The 10,851-nt window shown below is 62.6% G+C and carries 10 protein-coding genes; 3 read left to right on the top strand and 7 right to left on the bottom strand.

Annotated elements, in window-relative coordinates; genetic code table 11:
• On the top strand, positions 1-266 hold a 266-nt coding region (locus Q0L62_RS07990), incomplete at its 5' end, for a DUF4010 domain-containing protein (protein ID WP_296678683.1).
• On the opposite strand, the gene pgmG is transcribed toward Q0L62_RS07990, so the two are convergent.
• From pgmG to Q0L62_RS07975, 3 genes are read right to left on the bottom strand one after another with little or no spacing between them, the layout of a single operon-like run.
• The gene (gene pgmG / locus Q0L62_RS07985; protein WP_296678681.1) at positions 263-1,657 is read right to left on the bottom strand and encodes a phosphoglucomutase/phosphomannomutase PgmG; all 1,395 of its coding nucleotides are present in this window, start codon (positions 1,655-1,657) and stop codon (positions 263-265) included. The genes Q0L62_RS07990 and pgmG overlap by 4 nt on opposite strands.
• Entirely contained in the window at positions 1,654-1,947 is a 294-nt protein-coding gene (locus Q0L62_RS07980) for a molecular chaperone DnaJ (RefSeq protein WP_296678679.1), read from the bottom strand. Before Q0L62_RS07980 ends, pgmG begins: the two co-directional genes overlap by 4 nt.
• Before the next feature lie 9 nt (positions 1,948-1,956).
• Positions 1,957-2,781 (bottom strand): division plane positioning ATPase MipZ, encoded by an 825-nt coding sequence (locus Q0L62_RS07975; RefSeq protein ID WP_296678677.1) that lies wholly within the window; start codon positions 2,779-2,781, stop codon positions 1,957-1,959.
• Between the two features lie 106 nt (positions 2,782-2,887).
• Between Q0L62_RS07975 and panC the strand changes: the two genes are divergently transcribed.
• On the top strand, positions 2,888-3,736 hold the full coding sequence (gene panC / locus Q0L62_RS07970) for a pantoate--beta-alanine ligase (RefSeq protein ID WP_296678691.1): 849 nt from the start codon (positions 2,888-2,890) through the stop codon (positions 3,734-3,736).
• A gap of 127 nt (positions 3,737-3,863) precedes the next feature.
• A complete protein-coding gene (locus Q0L62_RS07965) occupies positions 3,864-4,643 on the top strand; it encodes a CsgG/HfaB family protein (RefSeq protein WP_296678676.1) in 780 nt (259 codons plus the stop codon).
• Positions 4,644-4,706: 63 nt separating this feature from the next.
• On the opposite strand, the gene glgX is transcribed toward Q0L62_RS07965, so the two are convergent.
• The 4 genes from glgX to glgC are packed head-to-tail and all read right to left on the bottom strand — an operon-like array spanning position 4,707 to position 10,838.
• Positions 4,707-6,488: a glycogen debranching protein GlgX gene (gene glgX, locus Q0L62_RS07960; protein ID WP_296678674.1), complete on the bottom strand. Its 1,782-nt coding sequence runs from the start codon at positions 6,486-6,488 to the stop codon at positions 4,707-4,709.
• A complete protein-coding gene (locus tag Q0L62_RS07955) occupies positions 6,488-8,122 on the bottom strand; it encodes an alpha-D-glucose phosphate-specific phosphoglucomutase (RefSeq protein ID WP_296678671.1) in 1,635 nt (544 codons plus the stop codon). The genes glgX and Q0L62_RS07955 overlap by 1 nt, the downstream gene beginning before the upstream one ends.
• Positions 8,119-9,579 (bottom strand): glycogen synthase GlgA, encoded by a 1,461-nt coding sequence (gene glgA, locus Q0L62_RS07950; protein ID WP_296678687.1) that lies wholly within the window; start codon positions 9,577-9,579, stop codon positions 8,119-8,121. Before glgA ends, Q0L62_RS07955 begins: the two co-directional genes overlap by 4 nt.
• The gene (gene glgC / locus Q0L62_RS07945; protein WP_296678669.1) at positions 9,576-10,838 is read right to left on the bottom strand and encodes a glucose-1-phosphate adenylyltransferase; all 1,263 of its coding nucleotides are present in this window, start codon (positions 10,836-10,838) and stop codon (positions 9,576-9,578) included. The genes glgA and glgC overlap by 4 nt, the downstream gene beginning before the upstream one ends.
• Positions 10,839-10,851: the final 13 nt, after the last annotated feature.

The following is a 10,851-nucleotide window of genomic DNA, read 5'->3' as shown; positions in this document are numbered from 1 at the left end:
TTGGCCACGCCGGGCTGGCCACAGTCCTGGCTGTGTCTGGAGTGGTGGACGTCGATTCGGCCATTATTACCTTGGGCAACCTCCCAGAGGCGACACTGCCTGCCGGGATTGCGGGCTTGGTACTGCTTCCGCCGGTCCTCCTCAATACGCTGTTCAAGGCCGCTACGGCGATCGGATTGGCCGGATGGCGCGCTGTCTGGCCAGGTGCTGCAACCTTGCTGGCAGCGGTCGTTGCGGCAGCGGCGCCTCTGCCCTGGCTGGTCTAGGCTGCGCGCTTAACTCCAGATTGCGCCAGCTGTGCATCGGCGGCGGCCAATAGCCTGTCCAATCCTTCCGTCGTCACGCTTTCTGCGCGCAGAACCAGTACGTCCTGCGTGTTGGACGCGCGCACCAGCCACCAGCCGTCCGGTGTCGTCACCCGCACTCCGTCGATCGTGACGATGTTAGCTCCTGCTGCAGCAAGACGCACCGCGACTTCTTCAACCACGCCAAACTTGCGCGCCTCTTCCACTTGAAACCGCAGTTCAGGGGTGTTTACCAGCTCTGGCATATCATCACGCAATCTTGTGATCGACTTGTCCAGACGGATCGTGGCCGCGATCAGCCTCAGCGCCGCATAAAGCGCATCGTCAAATCCGTACCAATCATCGGCGAACATAAGGTGGCCGGTCATCTCGCCGCCAATCAGGGCGCCAATCCGCTTCATTTCGGATTTGATCAGGCTGTGTCCGGTTTTTCCCATAACCGCTCGTCCACCCAACTTTGCAATCTGGTCGAACAGGGTCTGCGAGGCCTTCACATCCCCGATCACCGTGGATCCCGGGGCCCGCAGCAGAAGGTCTTCGGCCAGAATCATGAGCAACTGGTCACCAAACAGCACCCGCCCCCTGGCGTCAATGACCACGATTCGATCGCCGTCACCGTCCAATGCCACTCCGAAATCGAGCGACTTGGCCGCGACCAGAACCTTCAGATCGGCAAGGTTCGCCTCGACCGTGGGGTCGGGATGATGATGCGGAAAGGTACCGTCTACATGGGTGAACAAGGCAATATGCTGACCGGGAAGGCGGGCAATCAGACGTTCGAGTGCAGGGCCGGCCGCTCCGTTCCCGGCATCCCAGCCGATCCGCAGCGCCTCCAGCTTTGCTTGGTCGAGCCCGGCGAGCGCACAAACCATCCGGTCTACATAGGCGGGGAGCACCTCAAGATCCTGGCAGGTTCCTGCCCCGGTCGACCAGTCACCGGTAAGCGCTCGCTGGCCCAAAATGCGCAATTCATCCCCGCAGAACGGCCGTCCGCGAAATACTATCTTGAAGCCGTTGTGATCGGCGGGATTGTGGCTGCCAGTTACCTGAATGCCGCCCTGCGCCTGCTCTAGCGTCGCCTCGGCAAAGTAAAGCATCGGCGTCGGGCCAAGCCCGATGCGGATCACGTCCGCCCCGCCCGCCATCAGGCCCGCGACCAATGCGGCTTCAAGCTCTGGCGATGTCAGCCGCCCGTCGCGGCCGACCGCCACGCAGTCTCCGCCATCCTCGCGCAGCACCGTTGCAAATCCGCGCCCCAAGGCAAAGGCATCGTCAACGCCAAGCTGGGGTCCGACCTGACCCCTGATATCGTATTCGCGCAGGATTTCCGGATGGAACCGGTGTCCGGTCATCCCTTAGGACCTATCCGATCAATCCGGGCGAGCAGCAAGTCACGGGCGCTGGCCGCGGCGTGAACCTGTTCCGAAGAGCCGCCGCGATCAGGATGGATCCGCGTCAACAGCCGGCGATGCGCTTCGACGATATCTTGAGCCCGCGCATCCCGGCCCACTCCCAAAAGCGCGCGCGCCTGCGCCTCATCCTGAGCGCGTTCAGACTGGCGCCAAAGTTCCCACGGCCACTGCCCGGTCATCGCCCGCAGGGCCAATGCACCAAGCAAAAGCAGCGTGACCAGTTTTGCCATGGTCCAACGTCAGCCTTCAGCAGCCAGCGTCAACTGCGGCTCGCGCGGTGCCGGCATTGGCAGCCCCAGCGAGGCGATGAGCGCGCGCAGTTCCTGCCGCGCGACGAGGTGGCTTGTGCCCAGCTCGCCAAGATGTCCCTTGTCTAGGAGCGTCAGACCCGAGGGGAACAATTCGCGGTAGATTACGCGCTCCGATAGGCCGCTGGCGATCCGGAAGCCCACGCGCTTTGACAGTTCGGTCAGCGCCTGGTCCAGGCGGCGCATGTTTCGTGCTTCGACATGCTGGGTGCGGTTGCGCACGACCACCCAGTCCATTTCGCGGCGCTTGTCCTGGATGGTCGCCAGGGCCCGCTTCTTGCGCGCCTCCCAGATCAATTCGGCATAAAACGACAAACGGCGAACCTTGAACGTTTCTGCGTCCACCTGGCCGATCAAGTCGAAATCGACAAAGCTGTCGTTCAGCGGAGTGACCAGCGTATCCGCCCCGGTCGCAGCGTGGCGGGCAAAAGGATCGTCGCGGCCGGGCGTATCATAGATCAAGAAATCCATGTCCTTGCCGACGCGGGCAGCCATATCGTCCAGATCCTCGGTCATCTCGCCTTCAAATACTGCAAAGCTGGCAGACGGCAGGTCTATGTCACGGCGCGCCGCCGTCTCCGCGCGGTTTTCCAGATAGCGGTGCAGTGTACGCTGGCGCGGGTCGAGGTCTATCGCGGCCACCTTGGCGCCCTGATAGGCAAGCGCGATAGCGACATGGACCGCCGTGGTCGATTTGCCGGTGCCGCCCTTTTCATTGGCGAAAACTATACGGTGCGGAGCTGAAATGACGGACACGGCTTACCTTGACTGCTGGATTGAACGGGTTGCTCCCCGCTGTGTTGCGGCATAGGAGCGGCTGGCCCGAAAGCCTACAAGGTTTTCTACAGGAGGGGGTTTGGCCGTGCAAACGGTGACATCGCTTGATCCACTGCGCAATGCCCTGACCGCGCTGCGTGCCGACGGCTCGATCGCGCTGGTGCCCACCATGGGCGCACTGCACGAAGGTCATCTCGCCCTTGTGCGCGAGGCACGCCAAAGGGCGCGCCATGTCGTCGTCTCGATATTCGTGAATCCGCGCCAGTTCGGAGTGAATGAGGATCTCAGCCGGTATCCTCGTCAGCTTGAGCGGGACAGCGAATTGCTGGACGCTGAAGGGGTCAGCATCCTGTGGGCGCCTACCGCTGAAGTAATGTATCCGATCGGCTATGGTACCGGCGTGTCGGTCAGCGGAATTAGCGACGGCCTGTGCGGCACTGCCCGACCAGGCCATTTTGACGGAGTTTCAACCGTCGTGCTCAAGCTGTTCAACCAGGTCCAGCCCGATGTAGCGCTGTTCGGCGAAAAGGATTGGCAGCAGCTTGCCGTCATTCGCCGCATGGCGCGCGACCTTGACCTGACCGCGCCCCATGCCGACGCCATAATAGGTGTGGCCACGGTGCGCGAGGCAGACGGGCTCGCCCTATCTTCCCGCAACGCCTACCTCGCACCCGGCCAGCGCGCCCAGGCGGCCACCTTGCCCCGCGCCATGGATGCGGCGATCGCCGCGCTTCGGGCCGGTGACGAGCAACAGGCTGTGCTGGCAAAGCTGTCGCACGATCTGCTGACCGGAGGCTTTGCTTCTGTAGACTATGCCGAGGTGCGTGACGCCGGTAGCCTTTCGACTTCCCTGAAAGGCAACGACAACCATGCACGGCTGTTTGTTGCTGCACGAATTGGTGGTACGCGGCTGATCGACAACAAGCCGGTGTGATTTCCAGTATGTTGGCGCAAATCGCCAAGTCAGATCATCACAGGAAGCATAGACTGCACGCGTCGGGGGTCGCGCCTTTGAAGCGGTAATCCATGGATGGAGCCGCGGTTCGAACTGGGAGTTTGAAATGCGCAAGTCTATCTGCGGCGCGGTCGCGCTGGCCCTTATTGCAACAATCGGTGTTCCCGCTTTTGCCAAGGACAATGGTTCATCCGGTCGCCAGGCGCAGGCCAAGGGCACGCGCGAGATTCCGCGCTGCACACGCAACCTGGGTACCGTTGCGATCGTCGAGCCCGATACCCAGTGGTGGCGCGAGCTGAGCCTGGGCAGCCCTGAAGCGATCCTCAAGATCTTCGTCCAGCAGTCGGGTTGCTTCAGTCTGGTCAATCGTGGCCGGTCGATGCAGAATCGCGCAATGGAACGCGCCATGGCCGATAATGGCGAGCTGCAGGCCGGTTCCAACCTGGGCAAAGGCCAGGTCAAGGCTGCCGATTATTTCCTTCAGCCTGACATCGTCTCGACCAACAGGAATTCCGGTGGCGGCGGCCTTGGCGGTGTGCTCGGCGGGATCGGCGGCGGATTGTTTGGACGCGGGGCCGGCGCGATCCTTGGCGGAATCAGCGTCAAGAAGGGCGAAGCCAACGTGACCCTTTCGGCAGTTAATGCGCGCACGACCGAAGAAATGGCCCTGACCGAAGGCTATTACCGTAAGTCAGACCTGGGCTGGGGTGCCGGCGGCGGCCTGTTTGGCGGGGGCGCTTTTGGCGGCGCGGCCGGTGGCGGCTATCAGAACACCGAAATCGGGCAAATCATCGTGCTCGCCTACCTTGATGCCTATACCAAGATGGTGACCCAATTAGGCGGCTTGCCGGCCAATGCAGCAGCGGCAGCTCCGCAAGCAAAATAGCCTTCAATAACGGATTAAGGGGCGGGCCTGCCATTGCAGGTTCGTCCCTTTCTGGCTTTGGCGCTACCCTTCGATCACGCGCGCGGCACGCCGGACTTTCAACGGCGGCCGCAGTGAAACGGGTGGGGGGATGAAGTCGAAACCATCAGTCGCTGTGTTTTCCCAATCCGCCGGTGCCATCGCGCGGCCTTCGGGATGAAACCACCCGCCGCCTTCAGGGAGCGTGCGATATGCGGCCAGCCTTGCGGCGCGTGCGCGGGATAGCTCCGCTACGAAACTTTCAAGGTCCCGGTCGCGGGAGTCCCAGTTTATCCAGCCGATTGGGTTGTCCTGGCAATAAGCGTTGTTGTTGCCGTGCTGGGTGCGGCCGAACTCATCCCCGGCGGTCAGCATGATCGTTCCCGTCGAGGCGAACAACGTCATTAGCAGCGCACGCAGATCAGTCCGGCGCGCGGCAATAATTGCGGGATCAGCGCTGGGCCCTTCCACGCCATTGTTCCAACTGTAGTTTTCCCCGTGGCCGTCACGGTTATCCTCGCCATTGGCAAAGTTGTCGCGCGCTTCGTAAGCAACAGTGTCGGCCAGAGTGAAGCCATCGTGGGCGGCCAGAAAATTAATGCTGCGGCAATCTGCTCCAAACACATCAGATGATCCTGCCAGCCGCTTTGCTTGCGCGCCAACCGTTCCGTCGCCGCGCCAAAACCGGCGCACATCGTCGCGGAAACGGTCGTTCCATTCCAGCCATGTTGCTGGAAAGTTGCCCAATTGGTAGCCCCCGGGGCCGATGTCCCAAGGCTCGGCAATCAGCACACGGTCGGCCAGCAGAGGGTCAGCCGCGAGTTCGGCAAAGAAAGGCGCGTGGGCATCAAAACCCGGTCCGCGCGCGAGAACCGGAGCCAGATCAAAGCGAAACCCGTCAATCCCGCAACGGCGCACAAAATGGCGAAGCGCATTCAGAGCCAGCTGCCGCACCCAACCTTGCGCAAAGTCCAGCGTGTTGCCGCAGCCGGTATCGTTTATCAATTGGCCTACATCGTCGCGCGCATAGGCGCTATCATCGAGCCCGCGCAGCGACAGCACACCACCTTCGAAATCGCTTTCGCCCGAATGGTTAAGTACGAGATCGAGGAGCACCCCGATCCCTGCTGCATGCAGCGCCGCCACGGCATCACGCAGTTCCGCGACTCCGCCCGGACATAAGCCCGGATCAAGCGCCATCATGGCCACCGGGTTGTAACCCCAGGCGTTGGTCAGGCCAAGCGGTGGGAGATGGCGTTCATCAATCCAAGCAATGATCGGCATCAATTCGATGGCGCTGACCGCCAGCTTGCTGAGATGCGCAATGACGGCTGGATGGCCCAGCGCCGCCACCGTTCCCCGCAGCGCTTGGGGCACATCGGGATGCAGCATGGTGAAGGCACGGACGTTGATCTCGTAGATCAGCCCTCCTTTCGTGAATACTGGCAGCTGGAGCGGAACTTGCTGCAACGCGCCCTGGACGACCGCGCGCGGCACCCAGTACGCGGTTTCGACGCCACGCTGGGCCAGTTCGGGGGCCTGGACAAAGCGGCGGTCCAGTTCGATCGCATAGGGGTCGACCAGCAGCTTGGCCGGATCGAACCAGTGCCCCTCATCCGGCGCCCATCGCCCGTCAGCGCGGTAGCCGTAGCGCGCGCCGGTCAAGTCACCCTGAAGCGTGCAGATCCAGTTTTCAGCATCGCGCACCATGGCGTGCCGCTGCTCATCTTCACCGCGAAACAGGCACAGCCACATGGCCGTAGCATTTGGCGCACGGACAGAAAAAATGGTTTTGTCGGGTCTGGTCGTGACCCCGTTTTGCGCCATCAGGTAATCACGTCTGGCGCGCTGCGGCCGGTGTGCCGCGCGATCCCGGCGATACTTTCCGCCGCCGCGATAAGATCAGCCAGCATAGCAGAGGTGTCCGCATCCAGAACACCCGAGGGAGGCTCGTAACGTTCGAGATAAACCCGCACCGTTGCCCCTTCAGTGCCGGTACCCGATAGGCGGAAGACCACGCGCGAACCGCCTTCAAACAGCACCCGCAAGCCCTGATCTGTGCTGACCGATCCATCAACCGGATCGTCATAGGCAAAGCTGTCCGCCGCCGCGACGACCAGCGGGCCGAACGCTTTGCCTGTCAGGGTAGGCAGGGCCGCAGTCACCTGGGTCATCAGCATATCGGCGCTGGCACTTTCGACGGCTTCGTAATCGTGACGGGCATAGTAATTGCGCCCATAGAGCGCCCAGTGTTCGCGCGCGATTTCGGCAACGGGCTGTTCGCGCACGGCCAGCACGTTCAACCATAGCAACACCGCCCACAAACCGTCCTTTTCGCGGACGTGGTTGCTGCCGGTTCCTGCGCTCTCCTCGCCGCACAGGGTCGCTTTTCCCGCATCCAGCAGGTTGCCGAAGAACTTCCACCCGGTGGGGGTTTCAAAGCACGGAATGCCTAGGCCCAGCGCCACGCGGTCCACCGCGGCGCTGGTCGGCATGGACCGCGCCACTCCAGCCAGACCCGTCGCATAGCCTGGGGCGAGATGGGCGTTGGCGGCCAGCATGGCCAGCGAATCGGACGGAGTGACAAAGATGCCCTTGCCAATGATCAGATTGCGGTCGCCGTCTCCGTCCGATGCAGCGCCAAAGGCCGGGGCCATTTCCGCATCCATCATCAGATCATGGAGCAATTTGGCATGCACCAGGTTGGGATCGGGGTGGTGTCCGCCAAAATCCTCCAGCGGGACCCCGTTGCGGACAGTACCGGAGGCAAAGCCCAGCCGCCTTTCCAGAACCTCGTGAGCATAGGGTCCGGTGACCGCATGCATGGCATCGAAGGCCATTGTCAGCCCGCCCTGCACACTGGCGCGGATGGCGGCAAAGTCGAACAGGGTTTCCATCAGGTCGGCCCAATCGGCCACCGGATCGATTACCGAAACCGTCATCCCCGCCACGTTCACATCGCCGGCCGTATCAAGATCGATATCGGCTGCTTCGACGCCAAACCAGCGGTCTATGACCATCGTGCGCGCGAACACCGCTGCGGTCACGCTTTCCGGAGCCGGGCCGCCGTTGGCGCCGTTGTACTTGATGCCGAAATCTTCGTCCGGGCCGCCGGGATTATGACTGGCCGACAAAATAAGCCCGCCGCTGGCGTGGTACTTGCGAATCACGCAGCTGGCTGCCGGAGTGGACAGTATCCCGCCCTGCCCGACCAGCACCCTGCCATAACCGTTGGCCGCGGCCATGCGGATTGCCTGCTGGATCACGGCGCGGTTGTGAAACCGGCCATCACCGCCGATGACCAGGATCGAGCCGGGCGGCGCCTGCGCCACGTCGAACACCGCCTGAATGAAGTTCTCCGCATAGTTGGGCTGCTGGAACACCTTGACCTTTTTGCGCAGGCCCGACGTGCCTGGCTTCTGATCCGTAAACGGCGTGGTGGGATGGGCGATGCTGGTCATGGTCTGGTTCCGGTCAGGCTGCGATAGAGCGCGGCATAGGCCGCGCCGCTTGGACCCCAGGAAAAATCGCAAGCCATGCCGTTGACCTGCACTTGCTTCCACCGGGGCTTGTCTGCGTACAGCGCGATAGTGCGGGAAATCGCTTCGGCAAAGGCGCAATAGCTGACCCCGACGAATTGCACGCCGGTTGCCGCGCCCTGCGCCAGCGCCGCGACATTGGCATCAATCACCGTATCGGCCAATCCGCCGGTGCGCGCCACCACGGGCACACAGCCGTAAGCGAGGCCATAAAGCTGGGTAAGGCCGCACGGTTCGAACCGGCTGGGCACCAAAATGGCATCGCCGCCGCCCTGCATGCGGTGCGACAGCGCCTCGTCATAGCCGATGCGAATGCCGATACGGCCTCGATGGCGCAGTGCCGCACGGTGCAGCTCGTGCTCGATCGCCTTGTCGCCCGAGCCGAGGAGGGCAAGCCGCCCGCCCAGTCCGATCAGGTGATCCAGCACCTCGGGCAGCACGTCCATGCCCTTTTGCCAGGTCAGGCGACTGACTACGATGAACAGCGGGCCGTCGTCCCTGTCGAGTGCAAACTCGGCTTCGAGCGCGCGCTTGTTGGCTTTGCGCCCGCCCAGCGTCTTGGCGGTGTAGGGCCTGGCCAGCGCCGCGTCGGTGGCCGGGTTCCATTCCCCATTGTCGATGCCGTTCAGCACACCGCTGACCGCCGATCCCCGGCTGGCGATCAACCCTTCAAGCCCCATGCCGAACTCGGGCAGCCGAATCTCGGCAGCATAGCTGGGGCTGACCGTGGTAATGGCATCGGCCGCCTGCAGCCCGGCCTTGAGGAAGCCCACCCCGCCATAACTTTCAACACCGTCCATCGCCCAGGCTGCCCTGGGCAGGCCCAGGCCGCGGAAAATCCGGGCGTCAAAGTACCCTTGGAAGGCCATGTTGTGGATCGTCATCACCGCTGGCAGCGGTGCACCCGATGCAGGCGCAAAACGGTTGTAGGCAAGGGTCATGCCCGCTTGCCAATCATGTGCGTGGATCAGGTCGAAGGCACCTGCCTTGCCCTGTCCCGCCCCTTCGGCAACATCGGCGGCAGCGCGGCCAAAGGCAGCAAAGCGGCGCCAGTTGTCTTCCCAGTCCTTGCCGCGCGCATCGCCATAAGGCGTGCCGTCGCGCTGAAACAGATGGGGCACGTCAAGCACCAGCAAAGGATGCCCGGCAATCTTGCCGGCCAGCAGCCGGGCATCCTCGCCCAGCAGGTCGCTCCACTGATGGACCGTTTTGGCGCGTTTCATCGCGCCTAGCACGGCGGGATAGCCGGGCAGAAACGTGGTCAAGACGGCGCCGTGCGGGGCCAGTGCGGCGGGAAGCGCCCCGGCCACGTCAGCCAGTCCGCCGGTCTTGACCAGCGGCACGGCTTCCGACGCGACCGAGAGAACGCGCAAAGTCATCCCAGCCGTTCGATCATCGGCTTGGTGATCAGACATACCCCGCCTTCGCTGCGGCGGAAGCGCCGGGCATCGAGTTCGGGATCCTCTCCCACAACCAGACCCTCGGGTATTCGCACGCCCGAATCGACAATTACCCGCGATAGCCGCGCGCCGCGCCCGATGTTGCAATAGGGCAGGATCACCCCTTCGCTCACTGACGAAAAGCTGCCCATCTTGACCGCGGTAAACAGCAGGCTGCGGTTTGCGGTGGCGCCCGAAACGATGCAATCCTGGCTGATCAGGCTGGCAATGGCCTGGCCCCGGCGGCCTTCCTCGTCATGGACGAACTTGGCAGGCGACGAGACGATCTGATCGGTCCAGATACGCCAGTCGCGATCATACATATCAAGTTTGGGGACCACATCGGTCAGGTCTAGATTGGCTTCGAAATAGGCGTCGATCGTACCCACGTCGCGCCAGTATTCCTCGATTTCGTCGGCGGCACGGATGCAGCTGTCAGTGAACTTGTGCGCCACGGCTTTGCCGTGCTTGACGATGTAGGGAATGATATCGCCGCCGAAATCGCGCTTGGATTCAGGATCCGCCGCATCGCGGCGCAATTGATCGAACAGGAACTTCGTCTCGAACACGTAAATCCCCATCGAGGCGAGCGCCATGTCCGGGTTGTCCGGCATCGGCGGCGGATCTTTCGGTTTTTCGACGAATGCTGTGATGCGGCTGGTCTTGTCGACCGCCATAACGCCAAATCCGCTGGCTTCTGCACGCGGCACCACCAGGCAGCCCACAGTGACATCCGCACCCGAATTGACGTGCTGCTGCAACATCAGTTCGTAATCCATCTTGTAGATGTGATCGCCGGCCAGAATGACCATGTAACGGGGCGCGTGGCTCTCGATGATGTCGATGTTCTGGTACACGGCATCGGCGGTGCCTTCGTACCATTGCATTTCGGACACGCGCTGGCTGGCGGGCAGGATATCGAAGCTCTCGTTGCGTTCGGGGCGCAGGAAGTTCCAGCCGCGCTGCATGTGGCGGATCAGCGAATGCGCCTTGTACTGCGTCGCAACGCCGATCCGGCGAATGCCTGAATTGATCGCATTGGACAGGGCAAAGTCGATGATCCGGCTCATCCCGCCGAAATAGACCGCCGGTTTGGCGCGCCGGTCAGTCAGTTCCATCAGGCGGCTGCCGCGCCCTCCGGCCAGGACATAGGCCATGGCGTCGCGCGCCAGCGGGGCATGTAACCTCTGTTTGGTCATGGCATCCTTCCCA

It is taken from the genome of Novosphingobium sp. (assembly GCF_024642085.1).
Lineage (GTDB): Bacteria > Pseudomonadota > Alphaproteobacteria > Sphingomonadales > Sphingomonadaceae > Novosphingobium.
This window is presented reverse-complemented; position numbering and strand designations above follow the sequence as displayed.

Excerpts from the sequence above, each read along its gene's own strand:
- pgmG (WP_296678681.1), bottom strand. The coding sequence starts at position 1,657 with ATGACCGGACACCGGTTCCATCCGGAAATCCTGCGCGAATACGATATC.
- Q0L62_RS07980 (WP_296678679.1), bottom strand. The coding sequence starts at position 1,947 with ATGGCAAAACTGGTCACGCTGCTTTTGCTTGGTGCATTGGCCCTGCGG.
- Q0L62_RS07965 (WP_296678676.1), top strand. The coding sequence starts at position 3,864 with ATGCGCAAGTCTATCTGCGGCGCGGTCGCGCTGGCCCTTATTGCAACA.
- glgX (WP_296678674.1), bottom strand. The coding sequence starts at position 6,488 with ATGGCGCAAAACGGGGTCACGACCAGACCCGACAAAACCATTTTTTCT.
- Q0L62_RS07955 (WP_296678671.1), bottom strand. The coding sequence starts at position 8,122 with ATGACCAGCATCGCCCATCCCACCACGCCGTTTACGGATCAGAAGCCA.
- glgA (WP_296678687.1), bottom strand. The coding sequence starts at position 9,579 with ATGACTTTGCGCGTTCTCTCGGTCGCGTCGGAAGCCGTGCCGCTGGTC.
- glgC (WP_296678669.1), bottom strand. The coding sequence starts at position 10,838 with ATGACCAAACAGAGGTTACATGCCCCGCTGGCGCGCGACGCCATGGCC.